This is a genomic window from Pseudomonas sp. REB1044, from assembly GCF_038813925.1.
GTDB classification, from domain to species: Bacteria; Pseudomonadota; Gammaproteobacteria; order Pseudomonadales; family Pseudomonadaceae; genus Aquipseudomonas; species Aquipseudomonas boreofloridensis.
The window spans coordinates 4814233-4832469 of sequence record NZ_CP046139.1; the positions used below are offsets into that span (position 1 = coordinate 4814233).

15 protein-coding genes are annotated in these 18237 nt (G+C 61.1%); 14 read left to right on the plus strand and 1 reads right to left on the minus strand.

What is annotated here, in order from left to right; genetic code table 11:
• The first annotated feature begins 104 nt into the window (after positions 1-104).
• From gshB to GKC70_RS21885, 13 genes are all read left to right on the plus strand, one after another.
• The gene (gshB, locus tag GKC70_RS21825; RefSeq protein ID WP_029614260.1) at positions 105-1061 is read left to right on the plus strand and encodes a glutathione synthase; all 957 of its coding nucleotides are present in this window, start codon (positions 105-107) and stop codon (positions 1059-1061) included.
• Positions 1062-1181: 120 nt separating this feature from the next.
• Entirely contained in the window at positions 1182-2081 is a 900-nt protein-coding gene (locus GKC70_RS21830; RefSeq protein WP_342649906.1) for an energy transducer TonB, read from the plus strand.
• A 61-nt stretch (positions 2082-2142) separates the two neighbouring features.
• On the plus strand, positions 2143-2712 hold the full coding sequence (locus GKC70_RS21835) for a YqgE/AlgH family protein (protein ID WP_342649907.1): 570 nt from the start codon (positions 2143-2145) through the stop codon (positions 2710-2712).
• Positions 2712-3137: a Holliday junction resolvase RuvX gene (gene ruvX, locus GKC70_RS21840; protein WP_116887414.1), complete on the plus strand. Its 426-nt coding sequence runs from the start codon at positions 2712-2714 to the stop codon at positions 3135-3137. The genes GKC70_RS21835 and ruvX overlap by 1 nt, the downstream gene beginning before the upstream one ends.
• Before the next feature lie 46 nt (positions 3138-3183).
• Complete coding sequence (pyrR, locus tag GKC70_RS21845) at positions 3184-3702, plus strand: bifunctional pyr operon transcriptional regulator/uracil phosphoribosyltransferase PyrR (RefSeq protein ID WP_039582744.1); 519 nt, start codon at positions 3184-3186, stop codon at positions 3700-3702.
• 12 nt (positions 3703-3714) lie between these two features.
• Entirely contained in the window at positions 3715-4719 is a 1005-nt protein-coding gene (locus tag GKC70_RS21850) for an aspartate carbamoyltransferase catalytic subunit (protein ID WP_029614263.1), read from the plus strand.
• Positions 4716-5987 (plus strand): dihydroorotase, encoded by a 1272-nt coding sequence (locus GKC70_RS21855; RefSeq protein ID WP_342649908.1) that lies wholly within the window; start codon positions 4716-4718, stop codon positions 5985-5987. Before GKC70_RS21850 ends, GKC70_RS21855 begins: the two co-directional genes overlap by 4 nt.
• A 176-nt stretch (positions 5988-6163) precedes the next feature.
• Positions 6164-6694 (plus strand): ATP-dependent protease subunit HslV, encoded by a 531-nt coding sequence (gene hslV / locus GKC70_RS21860; RefSeq protein ID WP_039582739.1) that lies wholly within the window; start codon positions 6164-6166, stop codon positions 6692-6694.
• A 76-nt stretch (positions 6695-6770) separates the two neighbouring features.
• Positions 6771-8114 (plus strand): ATP-dependent protease ATPase subunit HslU, encoded by a 1344-nt coding sequence (hslU, locus tag GKC70_RS21865; protein WP_039582738.1) that lies wholly within the window; start codon positions 6771-6773, stop codon positions 8112-8114.
• Positions 8115-8321: 207 nt separating this feature from the next.
• Entirely contained in the window at positions 8322-8699 is a 378-nt protein-coding gene (locus GKC70_RS21870; protein ID WP_342649909.1) for a DUF971 domain-containing protein, read from the plus strand.
• Positions 8700-8932: 233 nt separating this feature from the next.
• Positions 8933-10612: a class II poly(R)-hydroxyalkanoic acid synthase gene (gene phaC / locus GKC70_RS21875; RefSeq protein ID WP_039582735.1), complete on the plus strand. Its 1680-nt coding sequence runs from the start codon at positions 8933-8935 to the stop codon at positions 10610-10612.
• A 61-nt stretch (positions 10613-10673) separates the two neighbouring features.
• A complete protein-coding gene (phaZ, locus tag GKC70_RS21880) occupies positions 10674-11537 on the plus strand; it encodes a poly(3-hydroxyalkanoate) depolymerase (protein WP_029614267.1) in 864 nt (287 codons plus the stop codon).
• A complete protein-coding gene (locus GKC70_RS21885) occupies positions 11538-12158 on the plus strand; it encodes a TetR/AcrR family transcriptional regulator (protein WP_342649910.1) in 621 nt (206 codons plus the stop codon).
• A gap of 49 nt (positions 12159-12207) precedes the next feature.
• Here GKC70_RS21885 and GKC70_RS21890 read toward each other — a convergent pair whose 3' ends face one another.
• The gene (locus tag GKC70_RS21890; protein WP_342649911.1) at positions 12208-12897 is read right to left on the minus strand and encodes a phasin family protein; all 690 of its coding nucleotides are present in this window, start codon (positions 12895-12897) and stop codon (positions 12208-12210) included.
• 345 nt (positions 12898-13242) lie between these two features.
• On the opposite strand from GKC70_RS21890, the gene GKC70_RS21895 reads away from it, so the two are divergent.
• Positions 13243-18234: an RHS repeat-associated core domain-containing protein gene (locus tag GKC70_RS21895; RefSeq protein WP_342649912.1), complete on the plus strand. Its 4992-nt coding sequence runs from the start codon at positions 13243-13245 to the stop codon at positions 18232-18234.
• Positions 18235-18237: the final 3 nt, after the last annotated feature.

Genomic DNA, 18237 nt, shown 5'->3' on the forward strand with positions numbered 1-18237 from the left:
CCATTGCATCTGCCTACCCCTTGACCCGCCGCGTTTGCGGCGCCACCCTGAGCCACTTTTCTTTCGTGCCATCGCGGCCGTCGGTCGCCAAGAGGATTTACCCCATGAGCGTTCGCCTCGGGATTGTCATGGACCCCATCGCGTCCATTTCCTATAAGAAGGACAGTTCGCTGGCCATGCTGCTGGCGGCGCAGGCGCGCGGCTGGAGCCTGTTCTACATGGAGCAGCGCGACCTGTACCAAGGCACCGGGCAGGCGCGCGCGCGTATGCGCCCGCTAAAGGTGTTCGCCGATGCCACGCGCTGGTTCGAACTGGGCGAGGAACAGGACAGCGCGCTGGGCGAGCTGGACGTGATCCTGATGCGCAAGGATCCGCCGTTCGACATGGAGTTCGTCTACAGCACCTACCTGCTGGAGCAGGCCGAGCGCGACGGCGTGTTGATCGTCAACAAGCCGCAGAGCCTGCGCGACTGCAACGAGAAGCTGTTCGCCACGCAGTTCCCGCAGTGCATGGCGCCGACGCTGGTCAGCCGCCGCGCCGACATCCTGCGCGAGTTCGCCGCCACCCACGGCGACGTGATCCTCAAGCCGCTCGACGGCATGGGCGGGGCGTCGGTGTTCCGCCATCGCCAGGGTGACCCGAACCTGTCGGTGATCCTGGAAACCCTGACCCAGCACGGCCACCAGCAGATCATGGCGCAGGCCTACCTGCCGCAGATCGTCGATGGCGACAAGCGTATCCTGATGATCGACGGCGAGCCGGTGCCCTACTGCCTGGCGCGCATCCCGGCCAGCGGCGAAACCCGTGGCAACCTGGCCGCAGGCGGTCGCGGCGAAGCCCGCCCGCTGACCGAGCGCGACCGCTGGATCGCCGCCCAGGTCGGTCCGACCCTGCGCGAAAAAGGCTTGCTGTTCGTGGGCCTGGACGTGATCGGCGACTCACTGACCGAAATCAACGTCACCAGCCCGACCTGCATCCGCGAAATCGACGCGGCCTACAACACCGACATCGGCGGCCAACTGATGGACGCCATCGAGCGCCAGCTGAGCGCTCAACGCTAAGCTGGCGCTCAGCGGCAAGCGGTAAGCTACAAGCGGCAAGAAAAAGCGCGATCCAGCGCCGAATCGCCTCGACTTGCCGCTTGAAACTTGAAGCTTGAAGCTGTTTCTTTGGGACACAAGATGACATCGCCCGCCGATATTCCCGCCGACCTGCTGCCACCGCGCGTACGCCCGGTGGATCGGCTTGGCTTTACCTTGTTCCTGGCGGCGTTGGTGCACCTGGCGTTGATCCTCGGCGTGAGCTTCAACGTCATCAAGCCCGCCGAAATTCGCCAGACCATGGACATCACCCTGGCCACCTTCAAGAGCGAGAAAGCGCCCGAGAAGGCCGACTTCCAGGCACAGGACAACCAGCAAGGCAGCGGCACACTGGACAAGAAGGCGGTGCCCACCACCACCGAGGTGGCGCCGTTCCAGGACAGCAAGGTCAACACAATCACCCCGCCGCCGGCCGCCCGCGTGGAAACGCCGCCGCCCCCGGCCAAAACCGCAGTGACCACCAAGGCGAGCAAGCCGCAGAAGGCCGAGACCGCGCCCAAGGAGAGCAAGCCGCAACCTAAACCGGCGCAGGCGGCGCCGACCTTCGACAGCTCGCAGTTGTCGAGCCAGATCGCCAGCCTGGAAGCCGAGCTGTCCAACGAGCAGCAGTTGTACGCCAAGCGGCCGCGCATCCATCGCCTGAACGCCGCCTCGACCATGCGCGACAAAGGCGCCTGGTACAAAGAGGAATGGCGCAAGAAAGTCGAGCGCATCGGCAACCTCAACTACCCGGAAGAAGCCCGCCGTCAGCAGCTATACGGCAGCCTGCGCCTGCTGGTGTCGATCAACCGCGATGGCTCGCTGTACGAGGTGCTGGTGCTCGAATCGTCCGGCCAGAAGCTGCTCGACCAGGCCGCCCAGCGCATCGTGCGCCTGGCCGCACCGTTCGCACCGTTCACCGGCGACCTGGCCGAGTACGACCGCCTGGAGATCATCCGCACCTGGCGCTTCGCCCGTGGCGACCGGCTGTCGAGCAACTGACCGGTGCGGACACCGCACGGCCAGCTTGTCAGCCTCGCCACCTGACGCCACACTACCCCTCATGAAAACCCTCGCCCCCAGCTACCTCAAGCACCAGTTCCTGATCGCCATGCCGCACATGGCCGATCCGAACTTTGCCCAGACCCTCACCTACATCGTCGAGCACAATGCCAACGGTGCCATGGGGCTGGTGGTCAACCGCCCGCAGGATCTGTACCTGGCCGACATCCTCGAGCAACTGCGCCCGGATGAGGAGCCCGCACCCAGCACCCTGCAGATCCCCATCTACCAGGGCGGCCCGGTGCAGACCGACCGCGGCTTCGTGCTGCACAGCCCGGAATGCAGCTACCAGGCCACCGTCGAGCTGCAAGGTGTGTCGCTGTCCACCTCGCAGGACGTGCTGTTCGCCATCGCCGAAGGCGTCGGGCCGAAACAGAGCCTGATCACCCTGGGCTACGCCGGCTGGGAAGCCGGACAGCTGGAGGCAGAGCTGGCCGACAACGCCTGGCTCAACTGCCCGTTCGACGCCAACATCCTGTTCGGCATGGCCGGCGAACAACGCCTGCAAGCGGCCGCGCAAAGCCTGGGCATCAACCTCGCCCTGCTGACCAGCCAGGCAGGACACGCCTGATGGCCGAGCTGCGCCTGCTGCTGGGCTTCGACTACGGCACCCGCCAGATCGGCGTCGCCGTCGGCCAGGTCATCACCGGTCAGGCCCGCGAGCTGTGCACGCTCAAGGCGCAGAACGGCGTGCCGGACTGGAACCAGGTGGAAAAGCTGATCAAGGAATGGAAACCCGATGCCATCGTCGTTGGCCTGCCGCTGAACATGGACGGCACGCCGAGCGAAATGAGCGAGCGTGCGGAGAAATTCGCCCGCCGCCTCAACGGGCGCTACAACCTGCCGGTACACACCCACGACGAACGCCTGACCACCTTCGAAGCCAAGGGCGAGCAAATGGCCCGCGGCGGGCCACGTGGCAGCTACCGCGACAACCCGGTCGACGCCATCGCCGCGGCACTGCTGCTGCAAGGCTGGCTGGAGGCCAATACCTGACCATCCGCTTTGCCGCCGGCCCTGCTGGCGCCCCAAGGAGCACGCAATGAGCCTACCCGATCCCGCCGCACTGATCCGGCAGATGGCCGTCGATCTTCGCGCCCACCTGGCGCGCCGCGCTATCGCCGAGCCCCGCTTCATCGGTATCCGCACCGGTGGCGTGTGGGTTGCCCAGGCCCTGCAAGAGGCACTTGACGACCACAGCCCGCTGGGCACCCTCGACGTGTCGTTCTACCGCGACGATTTCAGCCAGAACGGCCTGCACCCGCAAGTGCGCCCCTCCGAGCTGCCGTTCGAGATCGAAGGCCAGCACCTGGTGCTGGTCGATGACGTGCTGATGAGCGGACGCACCATCCGCGCGGCGCTCAACGAGCTGTTCGACTACGGCCGCCCGGCCAGCGTGACCCTGGTGTGCCTGCTCGACCTGGACGCCGGCGAGTTGCCGATCCGCCCCAACGTACTGGGCGCGACGCTGTCCCTGGCAGCCCATGAGCGGGTAAAATTGACCGGTCCCGCGCCGCTCGCCCTCGAGCGCCAGGACCTCGCCTCCGCATCCGCCCTTTAAGAGTCCCCCGCGATGACGCCATTCGACGCCAAGCGCCCGCTGCAGCTCAACGACCAGGGCCAGCTACGCCATTTCCTCTCGCTCGACGGTTTGCCCCGCGAACTGCTCACCGAAATCCTCGACACCGCCGACTCCTTCCTCGAAGTCGGCGCCCGCGCCGTGAAGAAAGTCCCGCTGCTGCGCGGCAAGACCGTGTGCAACGTGTTCTTCGAGAACTCCACACGGACCCGCACCACCTTCGAGCTGGCCGCCCAGCGCCTGTCGGCCGACGTCATCAGCCTGAACGTGTCCACCTCGTCCACCAGCAAGGGCGAAACCCTGTTCGACACCCTTCGCAACCTCGAAGCCATGGCCGCCGACATGTTCGTCGTGCGCCATTCGGACTCCGGCGCCGCGCATTTCATCGCCGAGCACGTCTGCCCGGAGGTGGCCGTGATCAACGGTGGTGACGGCCGCCATGCGCACCCCACCCAGGGCATGCTCGACATGCTCACCATCCGTCGCCACAAAGGCAGCTTCGAGAACCTGTCGGTGGCCATCGTCGGCGACATCCTGCATTCGCGCGTAGCCCGCTCCGACATGCTCGCGCTCAAGGCCCTGGGTTGCCCGGACATCCGCGTGATCGGGCCGAAGACCCTGATCCCGATCGGCATCGAGCAGTACGGGGTGAAGGTCTACACCGACCTGGCCGAGGGGCTCAAGGACGTCGACGTGGTGATCATGCTGCGCCTGCAACGCGAACGCATGGCCGGCGGCCTGCTGCCCAGCGAAGGCGAGTTCTACCGCCTGTTCGGCCTGACCACCGCGCGCCTGGCCAAGGCCAAGCCGGACGCCATCGTGATGCACCCAGGCCCGATCAACCGCGGCGTGGAAATCGAATCGGCGGTGGCCGACGGCAAGCATTCGGTGATCCTCAACCAGGTCACCTACGGCATCGCCGTACGCATGGCCGTGCTGTCGATGGCCATGAGCGGCCAGAACGCGCAACGTCAACTCGACCAGGAGAACGCCCTGTGACCATCAGCATCATCGGCGCACGGGTCATCGATCCCAGCAGCGGCCTGGACCAGGTCAGCGACCTGCACCTCGAAGGCGGGCGGATCGTCGCCATCGGCGCAGCCCCGGCCGGCTTCAGCGCCCGCCGCACGCTCCAGGCCGAGGGCCTGGTGGCCGCGCCCGGCCTGGTCGACCTCGACGTCGCCCTGCGCGAGCCAGGCTTCAGCCGCAAGGGCAACATCGCCAGCGAAACCCGCGCGGCAGTGGCCGGCGGCGTCACCAGCCTGTGCTGCCCACCGCAGACCAAACCCGTGCTCGACACCTCGGCAGTGGCCGAACTGATCCTCGACCGCGCCCGTGACGCGGGCAACAGCAAGGTCTACCCGATCGGCGCACTCACCAAAGGCCTGGAAGGCGAACAACTGGCCGAACTGGTGGCCTTGCGCGACACCGGCTGCGTGGCCTTCGGCAACGGCCTCAAGGAAATCCCCAACAACCGCACCCTGGCCCGCGCCCTGGAGTACGCCGCCACCTTCGACCTGACCGTGGTGTTCCATTCCCAGGACCGCGACCTGTCGGCCGGCGGCCTGGCCCACGAAGGCGCCATGGCGAGCTTCCTCGGCCTGCCAGGCATTCCCGAAAGCGCCGAGACCGTGGCCCTGGCGCGTAACCTGCTGCTGGTCGAGCAGAGCGGTGTACGCGCGCACTTCACCCAGATCACCAGCGCCCGTGGCGCGCGCCTGATCGCCCAGGCCCAGCAGTTGGGGCTGCCGGTCACCGCCGATGTAGCGCTGTACCAGTTGATCCTCACCGACGACGCCCTGCGCGACTTCTCCAGCCTCTACCACGTGCAACCACCGCTGCGCACCGCCGCCGACCGCGATGGCCTGCGCGAAGCGGTGAAGTCCGGGGTGATCCAGGCCATTTCCAGCCATCACCAGCCCCATGAGCGTGATGCCAAGCTGGCGCCGTTCGGCGCCACGGAACCGGGCATCAGCAGCGTCGAACTGCTGTTGCCGCTGGCCATGACCTTGGTGGAAGACGGCCTGCTCGACCTGCCGACCCTGCTGGCGCGCCTGTCCAGCGGCCCGGCCCAGGCCCTGCGCCTACCAGCCGGTGAACTGAAGGTGGGTGCCGCCGCCGACCTGGTGCTGTTCGACCCCAACGCCTCGACGGTCGCTGGCGAACACTGGTTCTCGCGGGGCGAGAACTGCCCGTTCATCGGCCACTGCCTGCCGGGCGCGGTACGCTACACCCTGGTCGACGGGCGGGTGTGCCACGAGGCCTGAGCCCGCCCGATCGCAGTTGAACCGCGGCGATTCGCCGCCGCGATTCAACCGTGAGCAGGCCCGCCCGCCTGCTCCGGCCAGGTACGACCATTCATCCGCACCGGTTGAAATTCTTCCCCCCACCCCCATATGAGTCTGCAACAGGCATTTTCGCCCCGCTGCGTGGAGACTCTCTCTTGACCACCATCGTTTCAGTCCGCCGTAACGGCAAAGTCGTCATGGGCGGCGACGGCCAGGTATCTCTGGGCAACACCGTGATGAAAGGCAACGCCAAGAAAGTCCGGCGCCTGTACAACGGCGAGGTCATCGCAGGTTTTGCCGGCGCTACTGCCGACGCCTTCACCCTGTTCGAGCGCTTCGAGTCGCAACTGCAGAAGCATTCCGGCCATCTGGTGCGCGCCGCCGTCGAGCTGGCCAAGGAGTGGCGTACCGACCGCACCTTGAGCCGCCTGGAGGCCATGCTGGCCGTGGCCAACAAGGACGCCTCGCTGATCATCACCGGTAACGGCGACGTGGTCGAACCCGAAGACGGCCTGATCGCCATGGGTTCCGGCGGCGCCTACGCCCAGGCCGCTGCACGTGCCCTGCTGAACAAAACCGACCTCTCGGCCCGCGAAATCGCCGAGACCGCGTTGAACATCGCCGGCGACATCTGCGTGTTCACCAACCACAACCTGACCATCGAGGAGCAGGACCTGGCCGAGTGATCAGCTGTTCTGGTGTCCCGCGCGCTGCGGGACTTTTTCCCACGCTGATCCACTCCATCCGAGGCCCCAATTCATCATGTCCATGACCCCCCGCGAGATCGTCCACGAACTCAACCGTCACATCATCGGCCAGGACGACGCCAAGCGCGCCGTGGCCATCGCCCTGCGCAACCGCTGGCGGCGCATGCAACTGCCGCTGGAACTGCGCGCCGAAGTCACGCCCAAGAACATCCTCATGATCGGCCCCACGGGTGTGGGCAAGACCGAAATCGCCCGGCGCCTGGCCAAGCTGGCCAACGCGCCGTTCATCAAGGTCGAAGCGACCAAGTTCACCGAAGTGGGCTATGTCGGCCGTGACGTCGAGTCGATCATCCGCGACCTGGCCGATGCGGCCCTGAAAATGCTGCGCGAGCAGGAAATCGTCCGCGTGCGCCACCGCGCCGAAGACGCCGCCGAAGACCGCATCCTCGACGCCCTGCTGCCGCAGGCTCGGGTCAGCAGCTTCAGCGAGGAAGCCCAGCAGTCGAGCAGCGACTCCAACACCCGCCAACTGTTCCGCAAGCGCCTGCGCCAGGGCGAGCTGGACGACAAGGAAATCGACATCGAAGTCGCCGACGCAGTGGGCGTGGAAATCGCCGCGCCGCCCGGCATGGAAGAGATGACCAACCAGTTGCAGAGCCTGTTCGCCAACATGGGCAAGGGCAAGCGCAAGAGCCGCAAGCTCAAGGTCAAGGAGGCGCTGAAGATGGTCCGTGACGAGGAAGCCAGCCGCCTGGTCAACGAGGAAGAGCTCAAGGCCAAGGCCCTGGAAGCGGTGGAGCAGCATGGCATCGTGTTCATCGACGAGATCGACAAGGTGGCCAAGCGCGGCAACGTCGGCGGCGCCGATGTGTCCCGCGAAGGCGTGCAGCGCGACCTGCTGCCGCTGATCGAGGGCTGCACCGTGAACACCAAGCTGGGCATGGTCAAGACCGACCACATCCTGTTCATCGCCTCCGGCGCCTTCCACCTGAGCAAGCCGAGCGACCTGGTGCCTGAGCTGCAGGGCCGTCTGCCGATCCGCGTCGAACTCAAGGCCCTGACCCCGCAGGACTTCGAGCGCATCCTCACCGAGCCGCATGCATCGCTGACCGAGCAATACCGCGAGTTGCTCAAGACCGAAGGCCTGAACATCGCCTTCGCCGAAGACGGCATCAAGCGCCTGGCCGAGATCGCCTACCAGGTCAACGAAAAGACCGAAAACATCGGCGCCCGCCGCCTGCACACGCTGCTCGAGCGCCTGCTCGAAGAGCTGTCGTTCAGCGCCGGCGACCTGGCCAGCGGCCACGACGAAACCCCGGTCAACATCGACGCCACCTACGTCAACGGCCACCTGGGCGAACTGGCACAGAACGAAGACCTCTCCCGTTACATCCTCTAAGCTGCAAGCGACAAGCTGCAAGCGACAAGCTGGGTCTAAGCTTCAAGCACAAGCTGCAAGCGACAAGCTCATGTGTGTCGCTTGCAGCAGCGCTTTTCTTCAGATACATCCGCGATAGCTTGAATCTCACCTCTTGTAGCTTGCAGCTTGCAGCTTGAATCTCACCTCTTGTAGCTTGAAGCTTGTAGCTCAAAAAAGAGATGTGTCATGGCCCGCCTTCCTACCGCCATCAACCTGCACAAAGCCTCGAAAACCCTTTCGCTTACGTACGCGCCCGGGGAGGTCTATCACCTGCCTGCCGAGTTTCTGCGCGTGCACTCGCCTTCGGCCGAGGTGCAGGGGCACGGTAATCCCATCCTGCAGTTCGGCAAGATCGACGTCGGGCTCAGTGGCCTGGAGCCTGCCGGCCAGTACGCGCTCAAGCTCACCTTCGATGACGGCCACGACAGCGGCCTGTTCACCTGGGAGTACCTGGAACAACTGTGCTTGCGCCAGACGCAGTTGTGGGCCGAGTACCTCGACGAACTGCACAAGGCAGGGAAATCGCGTGATCCGGCCGTGTCTGCGGTCAGGCTGATGCTCTAGGTCAAGGCTCGACATGGTTGGAACGCGCTTTCTAACGAACTCTGCTTGAATGCCCTATAGACAGCCAATGACTGGCCTGTCTTGCGCATTACATGAAACTCGGGTAACCAAGGGGTCTGGCAAGTTTCAGCACCTGCTCGTCATCACTGGTCACCCGAGTGGGGTACCGGGCGGTCGCCTGCGAGCCCGCCACAGGCAGTCGGTATTCGTCTCGAGACAACGGAGCGTCGTAGATGAGTAACAAGAACAACGATGAACTGCAGAAGCAGGCCTCGGAAAGCACGCTGGGGCTCAATCCGGTCATTGGCATCCGCCGCAAGGACCTGCTCAGCTCGGCGCGCACCGTGTTGCGCCAGGCCGTGCGCCAACCGCTGCACAGCGCCAAGCACGTCGCCCATTTCGCACTGGAACTGAAGAACGTGGTGCTGGGCAATTCGCAGTTGCTACCGGCCAGCGACGACCGCCGCTTCAGCGACCCGACCTGGAGCCAGAACCCACTGTACCGCCGCTACCTGCAGACCTACCTGGCCTGGCGCAAGGAGCTCAACGACTGGATCGCCGACAGCGACCTGTCGCCCCAGGACATCAGCCGAGGCCAGTTCGTCATCAACCTGATGACCGAGGCCATGGCGCCCACCAACACCTTGGCCAACCCGCAGGCCGTCAAGCGCTTCTTCGAGACCGGCGGCAAGAGCCTGCTCGACGGCATGGCCAACCTGGCCAAGGACATGGTCAACAATGGCGGCATGCCCAGCCAGGTGAACATGGCGGCCTTCGAAGTGGGGCGCAACATCGCCACCAGCGAGGGCGCGGTGGTGTTTCGCAACGACGTGCTGGAGCTGATCCAGTACCGGCCGATCACCGAGCAGGTGCACAGCCGCCCGCTCCTCGTGGTGCCTCCGCAGATCAACAAGTTCTACGTATTCGACCTCAGCCCGGAGAAGAGCCTGGCGCGTTTCTGCCTGCGCTCCAACCAGCAGACCTTCATCATCAGTTGGCGCAACCCGACCAAGGCCCAGCGCGAGTGGGGGCTGTCCACCTACATCGAAGCACTCAAGGAAGCGGTCGACGCGGTGCTGGCGATCACCGGCAGCAAGGACTTGAACATGCTCGGCGCCTGCTCCGGCGGCATCACTTGCACCGCGCTGTTAGGCCACTACGCCGCACTGGGCGAAACCAAGGTGAAGGGGCTGACGCTGCTGGTGAGCGTGCTCGACACCACGGTCGATACCCAGGTGGCGCTGTTCGTCGATGAAACCACGCTGGAGGCGGCCAAGCGCCACTCCTACCAGGCCGGGGTGCTCGAAGGCAGCGACATGGCCAAGGTCTTCGCCTGGATGCGCCCCAACGACCTGATCTGGAACTATTGGGTCAACAATTACCTGCTGGGCAACGAGCCACCGGTGTTCGACATCCTGTTCTGGAACAACGACACCACGCGCCTGCCCGCCGCCTTCCACGGCGACCTGATCGAGATGTTCAAGAACAACCCGCTGACCCGCCCCGGCGGCCTGGAGGTCTGTGGCACCGCCATCGACCTCAAGCAGGTGCAGTGCGACATCTACGCCGTCGCCGGCACCGCCGACCACATCACCCCGTGGCAGTCGTGCTACCGCTCGGCGCACCTGTTCGGCGGCCACATCGAGTTCGTGCTGTCCAACAGCGGCCACATCCAGAGCATCCTCAATCCCCCGGGCAACCCCAAGGCGCGCTTCCAGACCGGCGAAGACCGTCCCGACGACCCGCTGGCCTGGCAGGAAAACGCCATCAAGCATGCCGACTCCTGGTGGCTGCATTGGCAGAAATGGCTGGGCGAGCGCGCCGGCGATCTCAAGAAAGCGCCTACACGCCTGGGCAATCGTGCCTACAGCCCGGGCGAGGCCGCCCCCGGCACTTACGTTCACGAGCGTTGAGCTCCGCCGCCCTCCCGCCCTTGGCAGGACGCGGCGTTTCATCCACCTCAGAGTCAGGCGCATGTCGCAACCCTACGTGTTCAGGACCGTCGAGCTGGACGACCAATCGATCCGCACCGCGGTCCGCCCCGGCAAGCCGCACCTCACGCCGTTGCTGATCTTCAACGGCATCGGCGCCAACCTGGAGCTGGTGTTCCCGTTCATCGAGGCGCTGGACCCGGACCTGGAAGTGATCGCCTTCGACGTACCCGGTGTCGGTGGCTCCTCGACGCCACGCCATCCCTACCGCTTCCCCGGCCTGGCCAAGCTCACCGCGCGCATGCTCGACTACCTGGACTACGGCCAGGTCAATGTCATCGGGGTGTCCTGGGGCGGTGCGCTGGCCCAGCAGTTCGCCCACGACTATCCCGAACGCTGCCGCAAGCTGGTGCTGGCCGCCACCGCCGCCGGCGCCTTCATGGTGCCCGGCAAGCCCAAGGTACTGTGGATGATGGCCAGCCCCCGGCGCTACGTGCAGCCTTCCCATGTGATCCGCATCGCGCCGATGATCTACGGCGGGGCCTTCCGCCGCGACCCGGACCTGGCGTTGCACCATGCCTCGAAGGTGCGCTCCGGCGGCAAGACCGGCTACTACTGGCAACTGTTCGCGGGGCTTGGCTGGACCAGCATCCACTGGCTGCACAAGATCCATCAGCCCACCCTGGTGCTGGCCGGTGACGACGACCCCCTGATTCCGTTGATCAACATGCGCCTGCTGGCCTGGCGCATTCCCAACGCCCAATTGCACGTCATCGATGACGGCCACCTGTTCCTGATCACCCGGGCCGAAGCGGTCGCGCCGATCATCATGAAATTCCTCCAGCAGGAACGCCAGCGCGCGGTCATGCACCCACGGCCGGCAGCGCCGGGCAACGGCAAGCGCTAGATGGCCACCAAGACCCGCGAACGCATCCTCGCCTGCGCCCTGGACCTGTTCAACCAGCACGGCGAACCGAACGTCTCGACCCTACAGATCGCCACCGAGCTGGGCATCAGCCCCGGCAACCTGTACTACCACTTCCACGGCAAGGAGCCGCTGGTGCTGGGCCTGCTGGAGCGCTTCGAAGACGAGCTGATGCCGCTGCTCGAACCGCCGCTGGACGCGCGACTGCAGGCCGAGGACTACGGCCTGTTCCTGCACCTGATCGTCGAGCACATGGCGCGCTACCGCTTCCTGTTCCAGGACTTGTCCAACCTGGCGGGCCGCTTGCCCAAGCTGGCGCGCGGCATGCGCCGCCTGATCGACGCACTCAAGCGCACGCTGGCGGCGCTGCTGGCCAGCCTCCAGGCCCAGGGGCTGGTGCTCAGCGACACCCAGGCACTGGGGCTGCTGGTGGAGCAGATCACCCTGACGTTGCTGTTTTCGCTGGATTATCAACGAGTGCTGGGGCACCCCGGCGAGGAAGCCGTGGTGGTGTACCAGGCAATGATGCTGGTGGCGCCGCACCTGGCGGAGCCGGCACGGAGCGCGGTGCAGCGCTTGGCGGGGAAGTACCTGCCCAGATGAGCCCGGCGCCAGGCGACCGCGCGGATATCGCGGTCGCCTGGGCGGACGATCAGGCCTGGGTCGAGGAGCTGGACGCGGCGGGCGTGTCGCTGCTGGAGGCCGACGCGGCGGTTGGGGTCGCTGTCGATTTGGCCGGTGCCTTTTTCGCAGAAGGCTTCCTGGCAGCGGCGGGCTTGGCGGCGGGTTTCGCGGCGGGCTTGGCAGCCGCTTTACTGGCCGCCGGTTTCTGCGCAGCCGCTTTGCTCGCCGGCTTGGCCGCTGGGGTTTTCGCTGCAGGTTTGGCCGCCGCCTTGGTCAGCGGCTTGGCCGCGCTCTTGCTGGCCGTCGCCTTGGAGGCCGAAGCGGTCGAGGTGCCCGTCAGCTTCTCGATCTGCTGGGTGAGGTGCTCGACCTGCTGGTGCAGGGCCTTGATCTCATTGCGGCTCGGCACGCCAAGACGCGAGATCGCGCCGTTGAGGCGCTTGTCGAAGGCTTCTTCGAGTTCGCTCCACTTGCCCAAGGCACGGTCCTTGACGTCCGATACGCGCGAGGTCGTAGCCGACTTGGCCGCGCCAGCCTCTTTCTTGGCCTGCTTCTCGGCCTTCTCGCCATCCTTGACCAGCGAATCGAACAGCTTGGCGCCGTCCTGGTCGATCTTCGAGTAGATCCCCAGGCCCGCCAGCCAGATCTTGCGCGAGTACTTCTCGACCCCGCCAATCCACGAACTGCCTGCTTTCTCGGTGTTTTTCTTGCCAGCCATCCTGCTCTCCTCATGGTATGCGCGACAGGCTCGAGCAACCCGGTGAGCTGTTCGAGCGTGATGGACACTGCATCAACGTCAGGTGTAGACGCTAAGCCGACGCGATTCAAGGTCAAATCTTGCATGTGAACATGCGTATTGAAAGCGGTGCTACGCACTTCGTCAGTTCAGTGCCCCAAGGCTAGAGAAAAAAACTAGAAAATGCGTCCTAAACCCACCATGTCATAGCTGGCAGTGCTCACGCTGTTCAGCCTCGCAGCGTCAGAGATACCTATCAAAAATGCCAGTTGCCCGCATCTCTCATGGCGCTTCAAATCGAAGCACACTCACCCCGAGGCTTCCGCCATGACCACCAGCACGCATAACGGAAAAGTCAATTTTCAAAGCTATATCGAAAGCGGCGTGGATCCAAGAACGCTGACTTTTTCGGCAAATATCTTACTGGGAACATTAGTCGACCCGAGTTATGACATCCGCCTGTGCTATTCCCCCCTCAATCAAAAAGATCTGGGGATGGGGAAAGGATGGCGAGTGCCTGCAACCGTTTTCAACAAGAAAACCCGACTCTTATCTTTATCGGACGGCCGGATTTTCCAACTGGATGAAAAGCTCAATGTACAGGGAAGCACAGGTGACATTTTTGTACAGGAAGAGGCTAAGTTTGGTTATCGGGTCACCTACCGAAATACAGATATTATCGAATTTCTTTCATTAGGAGAGACCGACCTGTGCCCTTGTACGTACCGTTACAACATCCTAGGGAAAGGAATCGTACTCGACTGGGAAGTCGACAAAAAGTCTAAACAAATAAAATTAAAAGGAATTACTTCGGAAAGCGCCCCCAAGGAAAAGTTACTGACGATTGAATACAGAGAAAAAGAGGTAGATATAACTCTATGGCCTGGACAGCCCGAGCAAAAAATCTATTCATTAAAAATTCGCCTAGACTATCTATTTCAACTAGTCAACCAAAGTATAAATCCACCTTTGGTTTGGGAATTTTCTTATGAACGCGCTATCCACTCACTCAATCGATCGATTATCCTAAGCTCTGTTCAAAAGCCCTCAGGGCACTGGGAATTAGTTTCCCACGATGAAAAAGGTCGAGTTTTCCATCACAGAACTGCGGATGGCGTAGTGCACTACGCGCGTAGCGCAAGAGATGCCAATCAGCGATTAACCACTGCATTGCAAGTCTCGTACAAAGACGAACTCAGGAAGCGCTCCATTTATACATTCAGCAACACAGGAGCTCTATCTTCACGAAATGAGTACCTCTTCCTAGAAGACGAAGAATATGACTCAACCGTAAAAGAACTAGTTGAAAATTATTCAAGTGACGCCGACGAACTGCCAGATGCAATCTACGACAACATCCATCGACACATCAGAGACATTGGGCATGTATACTCATATTTCAATTCATACACCCCTCCCCAAAGACTCGCATCCAAGACCATAAACTATACCTATGATAAGTTTTTCTCCATTACCAGTGAAATAACGCTGTACGGGACCACTGAGTTAAATCAAAGGAAGTGGAAATATGACGAATACGCCCGACTCACTGAGTCCGAAGAAAACCAAGAAAAGAAGCAATTTATCTACGCCACTAATGACGCGAAAAGCAAATTTGTCTTATACGCAACTCACATCCCAGACACGTCAGATGAAAAAACATTCACTCAATACCACTATGTTCCTTCCATGCAGAACGTCGAATGCAAAAATAATAAATCACCCTTCAAATCTCAGACCACATTGCTACCCAAAGCGCTGATCATTAGCCGATTCCACGCTGGCGAACTTGAACATCAATCGGTAGACTGCGTAGAAAGCTATTACACCGACTGCAACGATATAAGCTATTTACAGATCGCAGAAACCACATCCTTTACCAGCACGTACACGGCGAGACAATTTGATGACCCGGACATCGCCGACCTTGATTACGGAGCACGGGTATTGGAGCTATGCAACCTTCACAATCCATCTCGAAAAACACAGGACGCAGCCTCTGAGGACTCGATATCCTACGCACCTCTGTTCAGAGAAAAAATCAAATACGCCTATTCAAAAAACTCTGCTGGACGCATCGAGCGATCGGCCACGCTCACGACTCAAGACGGTTTAACAACCCTCTCAACTGATACCGTTTCTAGCCGTACGGGTTTGATCTTACAAGAGCAGGACGTCACAGGAAATGTGTCCTGCTATGAATGGGATGCGTTAGGCCGCCTAGTTAAAACCGTCAATAACCCCGGAAGCGAATTTGAAACGACCGAGACACATGAGCACGGCTTAAAGCTACCGAGCACATTCAAATTCATGGCTGGAAAAACCCCTGACGAAGAGGTTACTGGCTATATCCTGCACACTGACACGAGCGGCACCAAAACACTGTCTCTTTACAACTCGAACAACCAGGAAATCGAAGTTTGGGAGTGCAGTTCGGCTGCCAAAAACGAATGGCACTGTCTACAGGAAAAAAGGTATGGGACTAATGGCGTTAAAACGGCAATCGATTACGATTACTCAGGTTCAGCCCTGGCCAAACGAACCTCTCTAAGCCGCTACGTAACTTCATATGCTCGCCTTGACGTAGAACAAGATTCCCTAGGTGGTCTGAGCACGACTTCTTATATATACACAAGCGTCATTGAGACAGACCGCATGGTCGTAAAAGTCTACTTTGACAATTCCGCAGTTACAGAGGGGGCGCAAGAAGCACTCTCGCAAGTGAAGCTGCATGAGCCTATAGATTTCACCTACACCAGAGCCACTGGCGTAATTAACAAGATGACTGTGCCTTTCGACTGTGTAGCCGGCATGCCCTTCGGTGTATGCGAGACGCAGGTGCTGGACAAACGTGGCAATGTCATCAAGGTACTGCGCTCGACCCTGTCGGTTCCCAAAGGCGGTAAAAGACAGCTCACCATGGGCAAGCCAACTGTCGCCAGCCAGACCTATACTGCTGACCGCCGTACCTCGGTCACCGATGAGCTCGGCCACACAACTGAGTTCGCCTATGATGTATTCGGACGCCATGTCGCCACTACCTATGCCGATGGCAGCCAGTTGTCCAAGCATTATTCTGCGCACACCAGTAAAGCGCTGATTGAGCAAATTGCATTGACGTACGACGACTCAAACTGTGTCTGCGTGCTTGGCGAACAGCGCTTCGACGGGCTTGAGCGTCTTGCCACTAGCAAGAGCACGAGCACGACGGTCTTTACGTACACCGGTAATCGAATGGAACCGGAAACAGAACTTTCAGCGCGCGGCACGTTGACTTACGAAAGTATTCCGGAACTGGGCAGCGCGGTGAAATCCATAAAAGGCGAAGGACTGCACCACCAGTTCGATTACATGAAAAGCACAGGCCTGCTGCATAGCTTTCAAGATCAGAGCGGACTCGCGGTCGATCTTGGATACGGCGCGTTAAATCATCTGAACAAAGAAACCGTAAAATGGGATGACAAGACGCAAACTTCGCAATCCTGGAACTACAGCCCAAATGGTAAACCGACTCACTTCACAGATATTGCCGGAGTCAAGCAGACGCGCAAGTTCGATGCCCGAGGCAATGTAATCGAGATCGATGATCAAGACATTAAATCAACCGCTGTTTATGGGAGCTTCAATCGAATAAAATTGCAGACCATCGAAAGTAAGAAAGATGCGACAAAACTGACCATCGAATACTCATACAATGCACTTGGCGAAGAAATCGAGCGTCTGATCACGCCCACCGGCAAAAAAAAGGCCGTGCAGGTCCTTCAGTCGTACCATAAAAATCATCAACTGGCCGAGCGTACGCTCATGTCAGGTGGCGACGTCCTGCGCAAAGAAAGTTTCACTTACGACGTGCGCAATATGCTGAGCGAATACACATGCACCGGAACCGAACTGACACGCGATGCATACGGTAAGTCGATCACCAAGCTTGAGCTCTTCCATGATCCTCTGGGGAACCTCCTCTTCTGCACCAGCTACTTTGGAACAGAGTCCGACACCGCCACCTTCCATTATGACAATCCTGAAGTGCCTTGCCAACTGACCAAAGTGACGCACACACACGCCGATTATCCAGCCGCTGTATCCCTGGAATACGACGCCAATGGGTGCATGACAAAGAATGAAAAAGGCCAATCCCTGACCTACGATGCGTTGAATCGACTGGCCAGTGTGAAAGACGGTAAAGATACGTACCTCTATCACTACGACCCTCAGGGTCGGTTGCGCTCACGGCGCAAACTTACTCAACGCAAGGAATGGTATTACGATCCGAGCTTATCGGTACCGAGAAGGGTCAGCGAACGCCAAGGCAAAAAAATAATGAGACTCAGCAGGCTTGCCAATCATGTGTGCGGTATTACGCATCCCGATTCGGAAAAACCTCTCCTCATCGGTCCTGATCGTCTGGGTACGCCACTGATTACGCTCGATGGCAGTGCAGACCCCATCATCATCAAGTGTTCCCCCTTCGGTATCTCCGATGCTCCCATGAGCACGGGGTGGAACGGTGAACTGTACGATGAGGTCAGCGGGGTTTATCACTTGGGTGAGCGCCAGTACAGCCCTACCTTGATGCGCTTCACTACACCCGATAGTTGGAGTCCTTTCGACTCTGGAGGGTACAACGCCTATGCGTATCTGGATCCGATCAACTGCCCCGACCCGGATGGCCATATCTCCACATGGGGATGGATAGCGATTGCATTTGCCGTGGTGTTTGCAATTGTCCTTGGCGTTCTCACCATGGGGGCTGGTTTTGCCGCAATCGCGGCCGGAGGCATGTCGCTGGCAGCGGGAATGATGGTTGCAGGCGGCGCATTGCTGGTCGCCTCTGGTGCAGTGGCCATAGCCGCCGAAGTGGTGAGAGATAACGACGCAGGCACTGCTAAGACGCTTGACTGGGTGGCGTTCGGGCTAGGCATCGCGGGCAGCGTGCTGACGCTCGGTGCAGGCTTTGTCAAAGGTGCCGCACAAACCGCGATGCGTGGCGTGCGCAGCGCAGCACCGCGAATAGGGAGGATGAGCAGATATGCCGTGCGGGAAGCCACGACGGACATCCCACTGGTGCGGTTGAATCAGGTCCTGGGCCCTGGAGAACGTGCGATGCAGGCTGAGTTCATCAATGGCTCCATATACGGATTCGGCACCGCATCGAGCATGGTTAGCGGGGTGCAGACAGTCGGCAGTACGGTGGTATTGGAACTGGTCGCTCGGCTGACCTCCACAGCGCCGTTCCGCCTGGTAGGAATGACCATGGGCATGGAAGCGTTACTGGGCCTGGGTATCGCTGCCAGGCACCATCATGACGAACATGCCTGACGG

Coding starts and splice junctions, on each gene's coding strand:
- gshB (WP_029614260.1), top strand. CDS start 105: ATGAGCGTTCGCCTCGGGATTGTCATGGACCCCATCGCGTCCATTTCC.
- GKC70_RS21830 (WP_342649906.1), top strand. CDS start 1,182: ATGACATCGCCCGCCGATATTCCCGCCGACCTGCTGCCACCGCGCGTA.
- GKC70_RS21835 (WP_342649907.1), top strand. CDS start 2,143: ATGAAAACCCTCGCCCCCAGCTACCTCAAGCACCAGTTCCTGATCGCC.
- ruvX (WP_116887414.1), top strand. CDS start 2,712: ATGGCCGAGCTGCGCCTGCTGCTGGGCTTCGACTACGGCACCCGCCAG.
- pyrR (WP_039582744.1), top strand. CDS start 3,184: ATGAGCCTACCCGATCCCGCCGCACTGATCCGGCAGATGGCCGTCGAT.
- GKC70_RS21850 (WP_029614263.1), top strand. CDS start 3,715: ATGACGCCATTCGACGCCAAGCGCCCGCTGCAGCTCAACGACCAGGGC.
- hslU (WP_039582738.1), top strand. CDS start 6,771: ATGTCCATGACCCCCCGCGAGATCGTCCACGAACTCAACCGTCACATC.
- GKC70_RS21870 (WP_342649909.1), top strand. CDS start 8,322: ATGGCCCGCCTTCCTACCGCCATCAACCTGCACAAAGCCTCGAAAACC.
- phaC (WP_039582735.1), top strand. CDS start 8,933: ATGAGTAACAAGAACAACGATGAACTGCAGAAGCAGGCCTCGGAAAGC.
- phaZ (WP_029614267.1), top strand. CDS start 10,674: ATGTCGCAACCCTACGTGTTCAGGACCGTCGAGCTGGACGACCAATCG.
- GKC70_RS21885 (WP_342649910.1), top strand. CDS start 11,538: ATGGCCACCAAGACCCGCGAACGCATCCTCGCCTGCGCCCTGGACCTG.
- GKC70_RS21890 (WP_342649911.1), bottom strand. CDS start 12,897: ATGGCTGGCAAGAAAAACACCGAGAAAGCAGGCAGTTCGTGGATTGGC.
- GKC70_RS21895 (WP_342649912.1), top strand. CDS start 13,243: ATGACCACCAGCACGCATAACGGAAAAGTCAATTTTCAAAGCTATATC.